This is a genomic window from Streptomyces sp. NRRL S-455 (genome assembly GCF_000717875.1).
Lineage (GTDB): Bacteria > Actinomycetota > Actinomycetes > Streptomycetales > Streptomycetaceae > Streptomyces.
The window spans coordinates 1-13969 of record NZ_JOCT01000021.1 but is presented as its reverse complement, the minus strand read 5'-3'; the positions used below and the strand labels follow the sequence as shown (position 1 = coordinate 13969).

Annotated in this window: 14 protein-coding genes and 1 tRNA gene; 6 read left to right on the top strand and 9 right to left on the bottom strand. The window is 68.1% G+C overall.

Annotated features, from left to right (window positions below; genetic code table 11):
• Nucleotides 1-99: 99 nt before the first annotated feature.
• Together pknB and IE97_RS43155 are read left to right on the top strand one after the other, a co-directional pair.
• A complete protein-coding gene (gene pknB / locus IE97_RS0125360; protein ID WP_030244942.1) occupies nucleotides 100-2127 on the top strand; it encodes a Stk1 family PASTA domain-containing Ser/Thr kinase in 2028 nt (675 codons plus the stop codon).
• 1393 nt (nucleotides 2128-3520) lie between these two features.
• The gene (locus IE97_RS43155; RefSeq protein WP_234331854.1) at nucleotides 3521-3886 is read left to right on the top strand and encodes a restriction endonuclease; all 366 of its coding nucleotides are present in this window, start codon (nucleotides 3521-3523) and stop codon (nucleotides 3884-3886) included.
• Between the two features lie 87 nt (nucleotides 3887-3973).
• Here the strand turns inward: IE97_RS43155 and IE97_RS0125345 are convergent, their stop codons facing one another.
• Genes IE97_RS0125345 through IE97_RS0125320 form a run of 6 tightly spaced genes read right to left on the bottom strand, consistent with a single transcriptional unit; the run spans nucleotide 3974 to nucleotide 8270 of the window.
• Nucleotides 3974-4726 (bottom strand): class E sortase, encoded by a 753-nt coding sequence (locus IE97_RS0125345; RefSeq protein WP_030244936.1) that lies wholly within the window; start codon nucleotides 4724-4726, stop codon nucleotides 3974-3976.
• Nucleotides 4727-4739: 13 nt separating this feature from the next.
• Nucleotides 4740-5945 carry a class E sortase gene (locus tag IE97_RS0125340; RefSeq protein WP_030244934.1) on the bottom strand — a complete coding sequence of 402 codons (1206 nt, stop codon included), beginning with the start codon at nucleotides 5943-5945 and terminating at the stop codon, nucleotides 4740-4742.
• Nucleotides 5942-6580: an aminodeoxychorismate/anthranilate synthase component II gene (locus IE97_RS0125335; RefSeq protein ID WP_030244932.1), complete on the bottom strand. Its 639-nt coding sequence runs from the start codon at nucleotides 6578-6580 to the stop codon at nucleotides 5942-5944. Before IE97_RS0125335 ends, IE97_RS0125340 begins: the two co-directional genes overlap by 4 nt.
• Nucleotides 6577-6774, bottom strand: coding sequence for a hypothetical protein (locus IE97_RS0125330; RefSeq protein WP_037837210.1), 198 nt, complete (start codon nucleotides 6772-6774; stop codon nucleotides 6577-6579). The genes IE97_RS0125335 and IE97_RS0125330 overlap by 4 nt, the downstream gene beginning before the upstream one ends.
• Nucleotides 6775-6791: 17 nt before the next feature.
• Nucleotides 6792-7466 (bottom strand): class E sortase, encoded by a 675-nt coding sequence (locus IE97_RS0125325; RefSeq protein WP_030244928.1) that lies wholly within the window; start codon nucleotides 7464-7466, stop codon nucleotides 6792-6794.
• 21 nt (nucleotides 7467-7487) lie between these two features.
• Nucleotides 7488-8270, bottom strand: a complete 783-nt coding sequence (locus IE97_RS0125320) for a DUF881 domain-containing protein (protein WP_030244926.1) — start codon at nucleotides 8268-8270, stop codon at nucleotides 7488-7490.
• Between the two features lie 142 nt (nucleotides 8271-8412).
• Between IE97_RS0125320 and crgA the strand changes: the two genes are divergently transcribed.
• On the top strand, nucleotides 8413-8667 hold the full coding sequence (gene crgA, locus IE97_RS0125315) for a cell division protein CrgA (protein ID WP_030244923.1): 255 nt from the start codon (nucleotides 8413-8415) through the stop codon (nucleotides 8665-8667).
• A gap of 259 nt (nucleotides 8668-8926) precedes the next feature.
• Here the strand turns inward: crgA and IE97_RS0125310 are convergent, their stop codons facing one another.
• Both IE97_RS0125310 and IE97_RS0125305 read right to left on the bottom strand, forming a co-directional pair.
• Nucleotides 8927-9817 (bottom strand): rhomboid family intramembrane serine protease, encoded by an 891-nt coding sequence (locus IE97_RS0125310; protein WP_030244921.1) that lies wholly within the window; start codon nucleotides 9815-9817, stop codon nucleotides 8927-8929.
• An 88-nt stretch (nucleotides 9818-9905) separates the two neighbouring features.
• Nucleotides 9906-10433, bottom strand: a complete 528-nt coding sequence (locus IE97_RS0125305; protein ID WP_030244919.1) for a peptidylprolyl isomerase — start codon at nucleotides 10431-10433, stop codon at nucleotides 9906-9908.
• A gap of 326 nt (nucleotides 10434-10759) precedes the next feature.
• On the opposite strand from IE97_RS0125305, the gene IE97_RS0125300 reads away from it, so the two are divergent.
• Nucleotides 10760-11461, top strand: a complete 702-nt coding sequence (locus IE97_RS0125300) for a DUF5324 family protein (protein WP_030244916.1) — start codon at nucleotides 10760-10762, stop codon at nucleotides 11459-11461.
• Nucleotides 11462-11625: 164 nt separating this feature from the next.
• On the opposite strand, the gene IE97_RS0125295 is transcribed toward IE97_RS0125300, so the two are convergent.
• Nucleotides 11626-11698 (bottom strand) — tRNA-Ala (locus IE97_RS0125295).
• 182 nt (nucleotides 11699-11880) lie between these two features.
• Here IE97_RS0125295 and IE97_RS0125290 point away from each other — a divergent pair.
• Both IE97_RS0125290 and IE97_RS0125285 read left to right on the top strand, forming a co-directional pair.
• Nucleotides 11881-12429, top strand: a complete 549-nt coding sequence (locus IE97_RS0125290; RefSeq protein ID WP_030244913.1) for a helix-turn-helix domain-containing protein — start codon at nucleotides 11881-11883, stop codon at nucleotides 12427-12429.
• A gap of 268 nt (nucleotides 12430-12697) precedes the next feature.
• A partial coding sequence (locus IE97_RS0125285; RefSeq protein WP_030244910.1) for a serine/threonine-protein kinase occupies nucleotides 12698-13969 on the top strand: 1272 nt, incomplete at its 3' end.

Sequence of the window (13969 nt, the reverse complement as noted above, 5' to 3'; positions counted from 1 at the left end):
CAGGTCACACAAAACAAGCCGGGTACGGTAGGCCCGGACGGCAGCCTCCGACCGTACAAGCTTGTGGTCGGGACCGACGGAGAGGGCTGGTAGGTAGCTATGGAAGAGCCGCGTCGCCTCGGCGGCCGGTACGAACTGGGCCAGGTGCTCGGGCGTGGTGGCATGGCGGAGGTCTACCTCGCGCATGACACCCGCCTCGGCCGCACCGTGGCGGTGAAGACGCTGCGCGCAGATCTCGCGCGTGACCCTTCCTTCCAGGCCCGGTTCCGCCGGGAGGCCCAGTCGGCCGCCTCGCTCAACCATCCCGCGATCGTCGCGGTCTACGACACGGGCGAGGACTACATCGACAACGTGTCGATCCCGTACATCGTGATGGAGTACGTCGACGGCTCCACGCTCCGCGAGCTCCTCCACAGCGGCCGCAAGCTGCTGCCGGAGCGGGCCATGGAGATGACCATCGGCATCCTCCAGGGCCTGGAGTACGCCCACCGCAACGGCATCGTCCACCGCGACATCAAGCCGGCGAACGTCATGCTGACGCGCAACGGCCAGGTCAAGGTGATGGACTTCGGCATCGCCCGCGCCATGGGCGACTCCGGCATGACCATGACCCAGACCGCGGCCGTCATCGGCACGGCCCAGTACCTGTCGCCGGAGCAGGCGAAGGGTGAGCAGGTCGACGCCCGGTCCGACCTGTACTCCACCGGCTGTCTGCTGTACGAACTGCTGACCGTCCGCCCGCCCTTCGTCGGCGACTCGCCGGTGGCCGTGGCCTACCAGCACGTCCGGGAGGAGCCGCAGTCGCCCAGCGTCTTCGACCCCGAGATCACGCCCGAGATGGACGCGATCGTGCTGAAGGCGCTCGTCAAGGACCCGGACTACCGCTACCAGTCGGCCGACGAGATGCGCGCCGACATCGAGGCCTGCCTCGACGGCCAGCCGGTCGCGGCCACGGCCGCGATGGGCGTGGCGGGCTACGGCGGCTACCCAGACGACCAGCCGACGACGGCCCTGCGCGCGGACTCCGGCGCGGGCGCCACGTCGATGCTGCCCCCCATGAACCCGGACGACGGCGGCTTCGGCTACGACGACCGCCCCGACCGGCGCCGCGGCCAGCAGCGCAAGTCCAACACCTCCACGATCTTGCTGGTGGTGGCGGGCATCCTGGTGCTGGTCGGAGCGATCCTGATCGGGCGGTGGGCGTTCAGCGGCGACGGGGTCGCCAACGACAAGGTCGAAACGCCGAACTTCGTCGGTGAAAAGCTGGACCGCGCCAAGCAACTGGCCAAGAACAGCGAACTCAAGCTGAGCACCACCAACAAACCCTGCGAGAACCAGGCCAAGGGCAACATCTGCTCGCAGGACCCGGTCGCCCCGACTGAGGTCAAGAAGGGCACCACCGTCAACCTCGTGGTGTCGACCGGGGCGCCCAAGGTGGCGGTGCCGAGCGTCGTCGGCGACAGCCTGGAGGACGCCAAGGCGACCCTGACGGCCGACAAGTACGAGTTCCGGGTCGAGACGACGGCGAAGGAGTCCCCGGAGGACCCCGGCACCGTCCTCGATCAGAACCCGAAGCTGGGCGAGGAGGTGGAGAAGGGCTCCACCATCACCCTCACCATCGCCAAGGCGGCGGAAAAGTCCACCGTCCCGGACGTCCTCGGCCAGAGCTGTGACCAGGCCAAGGCCCAGATGACGGCCAACAACCTGGTGGGCAACTGCACCGAGGTGGAAACCGGCGACGACAACCAGGTCGGCAAGGTCATCGCGACCACGCCGGAGGCCGGTGCCTCGGTCGACAAGAACTCGTCGGTCAACATCCAGATCGGCAAGAAGAAGGAACAGCAGAAGATCCGAGTGCCCCAGGTCGTTCGCCAGACGGTCGGCCAGGCCAAGCAGACCCTCGCGCAGGCCGGCTTCACGAACATCCAGTTCGCGAACGGCAGCGACCAGAGCGACACCGCCATCGTCGTCGGCCAGGACCCGCAGCCCAACCAGGAGGTCGACGACCCGGCGGCCACGACGATCACCCTGCAGACCATCGGCGTCGGAGGCGGCAACAACAACGGCGGCAACAACGGCGGCGGCGGCTTCTTCGGCGACGTCACCGGCCGCGGCGAGGACAACTGACCCCGCCCCCTCGCCTCGCACCACAGAGCCCCCGGCTTTCGCAAGCCGGGGGCTCTGTGGTGCGAGGCGTCCTACGCGGTGCCACTCTCCGAGTTGCAGTACACCTCTCGGCCGGCATCGCCCTTCTTCAGGCATACCTTCACCGTGACCCGGGTTCCTTCAGGGAGGTTCTTGACCGTGTCCCTGCACTTTCCGTTGCCCCCGAAAACCTGGAATGACACAGAGCCGCCCGAGTACGTCATTTCCACGCGCGGCCGAAGGCCGTCCGCCTCGATGTCGCAGCCCTCGAGCTTGTCCCCGTTGGGCGTCCAACAGGCCTGCCCACCCTTGAAGGCATCTGTTGTGTAGACGCAGAAAGTATTCGCCGCGCTCGCCGAAGGAGCGCTGAACATCACGGATGCCACTGCGGCGGCGGCTCCCGCCGCAAGAACCCGACGTATCACTGATTGCCTTCCCCCTCTGCCGCAAGCCCTTACTTGCGGACGTTACGAGTAGATGCGTCCCGTCAGGCCTGATGGTCTGCAGACCCGACAACCCACCTACGCGTCGGACATGTTACCCACAGGGCAACTACGGGCGTCACAGTGATGGAGGCGATGTGCCCGTAGACGTCGTCTCATTTGGTGGGTTGCGGTAGCAGATGAGGCTGCAGGCGATGGGCAACTCGTCCGGCACCACCTTGTTGCTCGCGAAGCCACCCACGGGACCGACCTGCCGTGCCGGGGGGCGCGAAGGTGACGCTCCGGCCGACCTTGCCGACGGACGGCCTCCTCGACTCCGAGCTCGTCGAGCGCCTTGTGAAGCCTTTCGGGTCTACCTCGCAAGCCCGTACACCCATCGATCGTGTCTTCACATTTCATGACTCGTTCACCGGATGGGGTGGGGACTCAAGACTCCGCCCCGGCCACACGAGTCGAAGGGCAAGACGTGATCAACGAAAAGGCGCTGCTGGAATCCCAGGCCCTGCGCAGCGGCGTGCTCGACCGCACAGACGTACTCGACCGGGTCAAGGCACTGTCGCTACTGCCGGACGGGATGCATGTGACGACGGCGATGGTGGCGGCGTACTTCAACGTCACCGTGGAGGCCATCCGCGCTCTCGTGCAAGATCACCGTGACGAGCTGGAAGCGAGCGAGTATCGAGTCCTGACAGGTACAGAACTGAGTGACTTCAAGCAACTCAGTGGCATCCAGTCCCGCACCCGATCCCTCGCTCTCTTCCCCCGACGCGCCGTCCTGAACGTCGCCATGCTGCTCCGTGACAGCGAAGTCGCACGTCAGGTGCGCATCTACCTCCTCGACATGGAATACCTGGCACGCTCACAGCCTGTGGAAAACCCAGGGCACACCGAGCGAGACACCGGCAGAAAACGTCAGGGCCACCCTCAAGGCCATGACCTGGCAGGCCTTCGAGCGTCACGTCGCCGACCTGCTGCGCCGGGACGGATGCACGGACGTCGTCGTACGACAGGCCCGCAGCGACCGAGGCATCGACATCACCGCGCGCACGGCCGACGGCCGTAGCGTCGCCGTCCAGTGCAAGAACCGAGCCGGCCGCGCGTCGGTACCCAGCGCCGACATGCAGAAGTTCGCCGGTGCGGCACGAGCCGTCGATCGCGTCGACATCGCCCTGTTCGTGGCCACCTGCACCTTCAGCCGAGAGGCACAGGCAATCGCCGACCTGAGCGGCGTCATCACCGTGAACCGCGACGAGCTGGAGGCGTGGAGCGCCGGTGTCAGGCTCAAGACGCTGCGCTAGCAGCCGACATGCGAGGGCCCGAAGCCGCAAGGGTAATTTGCGGCTTCGGGCCCTCGTCATGCTACCGACCGCCTCACAAGAGGCCGGTCAACGCAGTTCCTTCGGCGGCGTCCGGTCCTCGTCGACCTTCTCGACCCGCTCCAGCTCACCCCACACGATGTACCGGTACGTGCTCGTGTACACCGGCGTGCAGGTCGTCAGCGTGATGTAGTGGCCCGGCTTCTTCTTGCCGGACTCCTCCGGGACCGCCGAGAGGACCTTGACGTTGTACTTCGAGGTCTCGGGAAGGATGTCGTAGACCTTGTAGACGTACCACTTGTCCTTCGTCTCGAAGACGATCGGGTCGCCCTTCTCGATCTTGTCGATGTTGTGGAACGCGGCACCGTGACCGTCGCGGTGGGCGGCGAGGGAGAAGTTGCCGGTCTTGCCCGACATCGGGAGGGCCGACTTGACGGGGTCCGTGTAGTACCCGGCGACACCGTCGTTGAGGATCTTGTTCGACGTGCCCTTCTCGACCAGGACCTCACTACCGCTCATCGCCGGCACATGCAGGAAACCGATGCCGTTCTTGGTGTCCAGCGCACCAGGCCCACCCCGGCCCTGCCGCCAGTTGTCACGGACCTTGTCCGCCTGCTTCCCGGCCGCACGGTCCGCGACCACGTTCGTCCACCACAGCGAGTAGACGACGAACAGGCCCAGCACCAGGCCCGCGGTGATGAGGAGTTCCCCGAAGACACTGACCGCCATCCCGATCGGGCCGGGACGGCGCCGTGCCACCGCCGACCGGGACGCCCTCGCGCCGGTGTGCTCTTCGTGCTCCGTGTCGGTGGTCGCTGCCACTGGTCATCTGCCCTTAACTGACGAGCGCATCCGGCTTGCCCTTGCTGCGCGGCCGTTCCTCGACCATCTTGCCCCAGACGATCATCCGGTACTTGCTGGTGAACTCCGGCGTGCACGTGGTCAGCGTGATGTAACGGCCGGGCTTGGTGAATCCCGATCCTGCGGGGACCGGATTCAGGACGCTCGTGTTGCTCGGCTGGGTGACAGGCAGGATCGACGACATCTTGTAGACGTAGTACTCGTCCTGCGTCTCCACGACGATCGGATCGCCCGGGGAGAGCTTGTTGATGTACCGGAACGGTTCGCCGTGCGTGTTGCGGTGACCCGCGACGCCGAAGTTCCCGGTCTTGTCGCCCGGCATCGCGGTCTTCAGCGCACCCTCCGCGTAGTGGCCTACCATGCCCCGGTCGAGCACTCCCTTGCTGGTGCCCTCGGCGATCGGCACGACCACGTCCAGCTTCGGAATGTGCAGGATGGCGAAGCCCTGCCCCGGCTCGAAGGCCCCCGGATTGCGTTTGCCGCTCGCCCAGTCGCTCTGGAGACTGCTGGCCTCGTTTCCGGCCTGCGCGTGCGCCCGGATATTCGTCCACCACAACTGGTAGGTGACGAACAGCAGCATCAGCACGCCGGTGGTGATGAACACCTCACCGATCGCCCGGCTGGCGACAACCGCCGGTCCCGGCCTGCGCGCCCGCGCCTGCCGCCGCGCCTCGACCCGCGACAGCGGCGCCCGCCGCTCCTCCTGGGGGGCGCGGGTGTCCGGAGCGCCACCATGGCGCCCGTGACGGCGTTTGGCGGCCTTCCTGCGGGCCGCCCGGCCCCCGTGGGCCGGTCCGTCGCCCCGCGCGGCGGAAGACGCCGGAGAGCCCGACAGGGCGTCACCTCCCGCGGGCGGCGGATCCGGGATCCGCAGCGCCACCGTCTCCTCGTCGACGGGCGGCAGATAGGGCTCCTCCGAAAGGGGCTCGTACGACGCCGGGTATGCCCCCGGGTGCGACTCCGAGGCCGGCGCGTAGGACTCGGACTCCGACGGGTACACCCCGAGCTCCGGCGCGTACCCCGGCTCCGGCGCGTACACCCCTGGCTGTGACTGCGCTGCCGCCTGCGAAGAGGCCCCGTAGGCCACGCCCTCCGACCACTCCTCGAACGCACCCGGCACCCCGTACGACTGCTGCCCGTACGAGGTGTCGGACTCGCGCTCGGGGCGCAGCGCCGTCACGCCGTGGCCCTGCCCACCACCGGGGCGAGCCCGGCCGACCTCGCCACCGCGCCCTGGTCGCCGCACTCCACCAGCCAGTTGGCCAGCATCCGGTGCCCGTGCTCGGTCAGCACCGACTCGGGGTGGAACTGCACCCCCTCGACTGGAAGTTCACGGTGCCGCAGGCCCATGACGATGCCGTCCCGCGTCCGGGCCGTGACCTCCAGGTCAGCCGGGACCGTGGCCGGCTCGGCGGCCAGGGAGTGGTACCTCGTCGCCGTGAAGGGCGAGGGCAGACCCGCGAAGACGCCTCCGCCACTGTGCTCCACCAGGGAGGTCTTGCCGTGCAGCAGCTCGGGCGCCCGGTCCACCACACCGCCGTACGCCACCTGCATCGACTGCATACCGAGGCAGACGCCGAAGACCGGAACGCCCGTACCGGCGCAGTGCCGGACCATGTCCACGCACACGCCGGCCTGCTCCGGAGTACCCGGCCCCGGGGAGAGCAGGACACCGTCGAAGCCGTCCTGGGCATGCGCCGTCGACACCTCGTCGTTGCGCAGGACCTCACACTCGGCACCCAGCTGGTACAGGTACTGGACCAGATTGAAGACGAAGCTGTCGTAGTTGTCGACAACGAGAATGCGCGCACTCACTGGTTGTCCACCGTCACATCGTTGAAGGGCAGCAGCGGTTCCGCCCACGGGAACACGTACTGGAAGAGGACGTAGACCACGGCCACGACCAGGGCGAGCGAGATCACTGCCTTCACCCACGTGCTCCCCGGCAGATGCCGCCAGATCCAGCCGTACATGCCGTCCCTTCCGTCGTACCACGGCACCAGACCCACGCCGTACAGCCACCAGACTAACGGCGCAACGCCTCAGGTTTCCCGGCCTCCACAGGCTGTGTGGAGTCCAGGTGCGCCCAGACGATCAGCCGATGACTGTGCCCCCACTCCGGTTCGCACGTGGTCAGCGTCAGATAGCGGCCCGCACGCGTGTACCCGGATGTACGTGGGACAGCGTCGATCACCTCGATGTCCGTCGGCACTGTTTTGTACGGGCCTTTGTCGATCCGATACGTGAACCAGGTCGTGCCGTCGGTCAGGACTACGGCGTCCCCCCGCCGGAGCTGGGGAAAGTCCTTGAAGGGATCACCGTGGGTGCGGCGGTGCCCGGCGACCGCGAAGTTCCCCCGCCGACCGAGCTGTGCGGTCTCCGCGTAGTGCCCGAGGCCCTTTTTCAGGGTGCCGGTGGCGGTTCCTTCCAGGACCGGCTTGTTCCACGTGAAACCAAGACGCGGGATGTACATGATCGCGAAGGGCTTGCCCTTGGCGTACGGCGCCGGTTTCGGCGGACTCGCGACGGAGCCGGCCGGCGGGCGGGGCTTCGCCCACTCCTTCCGCAGCAGATCGATCTGGTCGTCCATGACGCCCTCGGCCCGCACGCCCGTCCAGAACAGCACGTAGACGACGAACAGCACGATCAGGCTGCCGGCGGTGACGCACAGTTCGCTGACGGTCCTGACGATCACGCGCACCGGCGGCTCCCCCCGGCCTGGCTACTGCTCCACAGGTTTCGCGTAGTGCAGGTCCACTGTGCCCGAGTAGCCGGGCAGAGTCACCGGGCCGTTCTCCTCGACCTTCCAGCCGAGCCCGTAGACGTTGACGTAGACCATGTAGTTCTGGATCGCCGGTGAGGCCGCGAGCGCCTGCTGCAGCCTGCCCGGGTCGCCGACCGCCGTGATCTTGTACGGCGGGGAGTAGACGCGGCCCTGGAGGATCAGGGTGTTGCCGACACAGCGCACCGCACTGGTGGAGATCAGCCGCTGGTCCATGACCTTGATGCCCTTGGCGCCGCCCTGCCACAGCGCGTTCACCACGGCCTGGAGATCCTGCTGGTGGATGACCAGGTAGTCGGGCTGCGGCTCGGGATAGCCGGGGAGCTTGGCGGTGGCGTCCGGCGGGGCGTCGTTGAGTGTGACGGTGAGCCCCTCGCCCTCGAGCTTCTGCGTGCCCGCCCGCTTCTCCAGGGCGGTCAGCTTGTCGTCCTCCGCCTTGGTACTGCCGTCGTCGCGCTCGGCGAGCGCTTCTATGTCCTTGCGCAGGGCCCCGTTGGTCTCGTCCAGCTCGCCGTTCTCACGGCTTCGCTCATGGATCAGGTCGGACAGCTTCAGCAGGGAGGCGTCCGTCCGGATGTTGGTGCCCTTGGCGGTGTCGAAGCTGGTGAAGAAAATGAGCCCCGCGAGAGCGAAGACGGCCGCCGTGAGGATCCGCACGGGCCGGAAACGGCGCGCGGGCTCAGGGCTGGATCCCGTCCCGGGGGAGTCGGCAGAATTGCTCAACGTACCCTTATCTCCTTCGGCGCCACGGAAGCACTACGCTAACGGACGACCGGGGGAGCACTCAGAGTCCCCTCACGCTGCCCCCCGGGCCCCGACCCGGTTACCTGCGCGGCCACGCAGCGCATCGACAGGAGAGACCCTCGTGCCGAAGTCACGTATCCGCAAGAAGGCCGACTACACGCCGCCGCCTGCGAAGCAGACGACCGCCATCAAGCTGAACAGCCGTGCCTGGGTCGCACCCGTCATGCTGGCCATGTTCCTCATCGGCCTGGCCTGGATCGTCGTCTTCTACGTCACCGACGGCTCGCTGCCCATCGACACGCTGGGCAACTGGAACATCGTGGTGGGCTTCGGCTTCATCGCCGCCGGATTCGGTGTCTCGACCCAGTGGAAGTAGCGGTCACCGGCAGGTGAACGCAGCTCTGCCCATGGTTGTTCGCTGAGTTATCCACAGCCGTTATCCACACGGGTGGAAAAAGAAAGACGATCTGTGGATAACTCGTCGGACGTTGACGCCGGTATGACGGAAGTACCGGCATTCGAAAACCCGTTCGCCCCCTGCCTGACCTGCGCAAACATAGGTCGCTCGCAGAGGGCACAGGTGTTCCCGCACCGTATGCACAAGATCCGGCACCCACTGTGGACAACACCCGCGCTCAGCTGAGCTGGGCCGTCCTCAACAGGGTCAGCAGGACGACCGCTCCCAGGACCAGCGCGCACGTGCCGTACTGGATCAGGGCACGCCGCTCGCGCGGTGCGTGGACCATGGCGTATCCGATGACGACACCGGCGACGAGTCCGCCGATGTGGGCCTGCCAGGAGATGTTGAAGCCCGGGGCGAAGGTGAAGATCAGGTTGATCGCCAGCAGCGCGATGATCGGCCGCATGTCGTAGTTGAGCCGGCGCATCAGCACCGCCGTGGCACCGAACAGTCCGAAGATCGCGCCCGAGGCGCCCAGGGTGGCCGTGTTGGGGGAGGCCAGCAGGTAGGCGAGGGCACTGCCCGCGAGTCCCGAGACGACGTAGAGGGTGAGATAGCGGACGCGGCCGAGTGCCGCTTCGAGGGGGCCGCCGAGCCACCACAGGCTGAGCATGTTGAACGCGATGTGCCAGGGCTCCTGGTGCGTGAAGATCGAGGTCACCATGCGGTACCACTCGCCGCCCGCCACACCCTGCGTGGGCGTGAAGGGCTCGGGCGGCCAGGCGCCGAGCAGGACGATGTCGGTCAGGAGCGACTCGTGGACCTGGACGGCGATGAACACGGCCAGGTTGATACCGATGAGGATCTTGGTCAGCAGGCGGGGGTCGGCGGCGATGCTGCCGCCCGCGATGGTGCGGGGCATGGCGGCCGAGGGCGCGTGGCCGGTGCCGGAGCCGCTGCGGACGCACTCGGGGCACTGGAAGCCGACGGAGGCGTTGACCATGCACTCGGGACAGATCGGGCGCTCGCAGCGGGTGCAGCGAATGCCGGTCTCGCGGCCCGGGTGGCGGTAGCACATGGGGACGCTGTGGGCGTCCTGCGGGCTGCCCGCAGCCTGGTCGTCCATGAGATCCCCTCGGTCGTGGTGAAAAAGCCCCGCCCTGCTCATCCCTACGGATGAGCAGGGCGATTGGTTCCCTGTGACAGGTTCGCGCTCAGCGGGTCTCGATGACGACCGACTCGATGACCACGTCCTTGACCGGGCGGTCGGTGCGCGGGTTCGTCTGGGTCGTGGCGATGGTGTCCACGACCTTCTGGCTGGCGGTGTCGGTGACCTCGCCGAAGATGGTGTGCTTGCGGTTCAGCCAGGCCGTCGGGGAGACGGTGATGAAGAACTGCGAGCCGTTGGTGCCCGGGCCGGCGTTGGCCATCGCCAGCAGGTAGGGCTTGTCGAAGCGCAGGTCCGGGTGGAACTCGTCCTCGAACTGGTAGCCGGGACCGCCGGTGCCGTTGCCCAGCGGGTCACCGCCCTGGATCATGAAGCCACTGATCACCCGGTGGAAGACCGTGCCGTCGTAGAGCCTGTCCGTGGACTTCTGGCCCGTCTCCGGGTGAGTCCACTCCCGCTCGCCCTGGGCGAGCTCGACGAAGTTCTTGACCGTCTTGGGGGCGTGGTTCGGCAGAAGCCGGACTTCGATGTCGCCGTGGTTGGTCTTCAGGGTGGCGTAGAGCTGCTCAGCCACGATCCTGCCTTCCGTTGTCTTTCCGTGACTCCCTGATCCTCGCATGGACGGGGCTCCGCGTCGCCCGGCCTCCGTTCACCGGGGGGAAAGCAGGCGGACCGGTTGCAGAAAACCGGTCGAGTGGTCCCGGGGCGGGGGCGCGCGGCGGAGATCCGTGGCATTGTCGACGACAAGCTCACGTTGCCCCCTATTCATCCGTACTTGTACTCGATCAACGTCATCGGCACCCGTATGCCCGTCTCACATGGCGCGATGCGTCCGGGCAGGCATGATCCGTAAAAGGGTGGAAAGTCGAAATACCGTACGCCACCGAGGAGGAGGAACCCGTGACCCGCATCGACAGCGTGCGCGCCGCGACCGGTTCGGCGAAGGACAGCGTGCTGCACGCCGCGGACGTGGTGGCGCCCTACGCCGACACAGCCAAGGACAGGGCCGCGCACTACGCACACGAGGCGCGCGTACGGCTGGCGCCCAAGGTGACGCAGGCCGCCGGGCAGGCACGTGTCCAGTACGGCGCCCATGTGCAACCGTATCTGGAGCAGGCCCGCTCGCATGTGCCGCCGAAGGTCGACCAGGCCGCCCATGAGGCCGCCGTCCGCACCCGCAAGGCCGCCCGGCAGGCGGCTGAGTACTCCAGGCCGAAGATCGAGCAGGCGGTGGCCGCTGCCGGGCCTGTCACGACCGAGGCCGCCGCCCGGAGCATGGCCGCGATGGCCGCGCTGCGCGGTCAGGTCTCGGCGAAGGAGATCCAGAAGCTGGTGCGCAGGCAGGAACGCCGGGCGAAGGCCGGCCGGGCCATGAAGTCGCTGGTGATTCTGGGCGCCCTTGTGGGCGGTGCCGTGGCCGCCTGGAAGTGGTGGGACAAGCAGGCGAATCCGGACTGGCTGGTGGAGCCGCCCGCTGCGACGGAGGTCCCCGAGTCGGGCCGCCTGTCCTCCGTGGACGGCAGCGGCAAGTCGGCCCTGGATCCTGAGGTCGAGGCCAAGGAAGCCGAGGAGGAGGCCGCCCGGCGCGACGACCGTTCCTGACGGACGCCGCTCCAACAGCACGGCGGGGCGGGAGACTTGGGGTTCGCCCTTGAGTCTCCCGCCCCGCCGTGGTGTTTCACGTGAAACACCCGTCGCCGACGGCACCCCGATCGCACAACGATGCCCTCCGTACCGCGTTTCCGCAGTTCGGAGGGCATCCGGGGTGGAGCCTAGGGGAGTCGAACCCCTGACATCTGCCATGCAAAGACAGCGCTCTACCAACTGAGCTAAGGCCCCGGGAGAGGAACGCCCAACCCGAGAAACCACGTCTCGGCGGGCGTCGGAGACCAGAGTACCGGGTCACCCCCGTGATTCTGCAAAAAGATTGGGGGTCCCCGTGACCGACCACTCTCCGTAAGATGCTCGGCGTGGTTCGCTACCGCGAACCGCCGTATTAGGGGAAGCGATGGGGAGACGCAATGGACGCCGCACAGCAGGAAGCCACCGCAAGAGCGCGGGAGCTGCAGCGGAACTGGTACGGGGAGCCGTTGGGGGCGCTCTTCCGTAGGCTCATCGACGATCTTGGTCTCAACCAGGCTCGTCTCGCGGGGGTTCTGGGACTGTCCGCACCGATGTTGTCGCAGCTGATGAGCGGCCAGCGAGCGAAGATCGGCAACCCGGCCGTGGTGCAGCGGGTGCAGCTGCTGCAGGACCTGGCGGGGCAGGTCGCGGACGGCAGTGTGAGCGCGGCCGAGGCCACCGAGCGCATGGAGGAGATCAAGAAGTCGCAGGGGGGCTCGGTGCTCAGCAACACCACGCAGACGACGAGCAGTTCGGGGGCGCCCACGGTCAAACGCGTCGTCCGGGAGATCCAGTCGCTGCTCCGCTCGGTCGCGGCGGCGGGCGACATCATCGAAGCCGCGGACACGCTCGCCCCGAGCCACCCGGAGCTGGCGGAGTTCCTCCGGGTGTACGGCGCCGGCCGCACCTCGGACGCGGTCGCGCACTACCAGTCCCACCAGAGCTGAGCCCCCGGCCCGGCAGTCGAAGGGGGTTCGGCAGCCGGCTCGGGTGGTGAGTTCACGGGGGTCACGGGGGTACGGGGGTCACGGGGGCACGGGAGGCACGGGGGCACGGGGGTATAAGGATCAGAGGGTCACGGGGGCACGGGGGTGACCAGAGTGGCGGGATCCCGTATCACCCATCGGGGGATCCGTTTCGCTCGTCGGGGAGTCGTATGGCTCGCCGAGGGGGAAGCAAGGGGGAAGACCACAGGGGGAGGAGCGACGCACAGCAATGGGTGAGGTGTTCGCCGGCCGGTACGAACTGGTCGACCCGATCGGACGCGGAGGGGTCGGCGCCGTCTGGCGCGCCTGGGACCACCGCCGCCGTCGCTACGTGGCCGCCAAGGTCCTCCTCCAGAGCGACGCGCACTCGCTGCTGCGCTTCGTCCGCGAACAGGCGCTGCGGATCGACCATCCCCATGTGCTGGCTCCCAGCAGCTGGGCCGCCGACGACGACAAGGTCCTGTTCACCATGGACCTGGTGGCGGGCGGCTCCCTGGCCCATCTCGTCGGTGACTACGGCCCCCTCCCGCCGGCCTTCGTCTGCACGCTGCTCGACCAGCTCCTCGCGGGACTGGCGGCGGTACACGCGGAGGACGTCGTACACCGTGACGTGAAGCCCGCCAACGTGTTGCTGGAGGCCACCGGCACGGGCCGGCCCCGGCTGCGGCTGTCCGACTTCGGCATCGCGATGCGGCTGGGCGAGCCCCGTCTGACGGAGACCAACCTCGTGGTGGGGACGCCCGGCTACCTCGCCCCCGAGCAGATGATGGGCGCCGAGCCGGACTTCCCCGCCGACCTGTTCGCCGTGGGCCTGGTCGCGCTGTATCTGCTGGAGGGCGCCAAGCCGGACAGCAAGGCGCTCATCCAGTACTTCGCCGAGTACGGGACGCCCGGTGCGCCCAAGGGCATCCCGGACCCGCTGTGGCAGGTGGTGGCCACGCTGCTGCAGCCGGACCCCCGGGCGCGGTTCCGCACGGCCACGGGGGCGCGCAAGGCCCTCGCCGCCGCCGCGGAGCTCCTTCCCGAGCCCGGCCCGGACGACGAACTGATCGAGATCTTCGATCAACTCGGGCCGCTGCCCCAGGGGTTCGCCCCCGATGGCCCGCTGGAGCGAGCGCGGGGGCTGGGCCGGGGAGAGAAGCCGTCCGGTACGGGGACGGGCGGCGAGAGATCCGGCCCGGGGACGGGCGAGGGGCCACTGCGGCAGGACGCCCGGGTGTCCTCGGGCACGGACCCGTCGGGCTCCCCCTCAGGCGGCAGCGACCGCACCGGGTCCACCCCGGGCGCAGCGGCCGTACGCCCCGACCCGCGCCAGGACACCGCCCCGCCAGCCACCCCGGCCACTCCCGCTCAGCCGTCCTCGATGTCGGACACCGGAAGTTTCCACCTGCCTCCTCCCCAGGCCACCGTCACGTCCTCCCCCACGCCCGGCCGGCCCGAGCACCCACAGCCTCATGCCCGGCACCAAACGGCTCCCTACTCCCCCTACGACCCCCCGCAC

Excerpts from the sequence above, each read along its gene's own strand:
- pknB (WP_030244942.1), top strand. The coding sequence starts at position 100 with ATGGAAGAGCCGCGTCGCCTCGGCGGCCGGTACGAACTGGGCCAGGTG.
- IE97_RS0125290 (WP_030244913.1), top strand. The coding sequence starts at position 11,881 with ATGGACGCCGCACAGCAGGAAGCCACCGCAAGAGCGCGGGAGCTGCAG.
- IE97_RS0125310 (WP_030244921.1), bottom strand. The coding sequence starts at position 9,817 with ATGGACGACCAGGCTGCGGGCAGCCCGCAGGACGCCCACAGCGTCCCC.
- IE97_RS43155 (WP_234331854.1), top strand. The coding sequence starts at position 3,521 with ATGACCTGGCAGGCCTTCGAGCGTCACGTCGCCGACCTGCTGCGCCGG.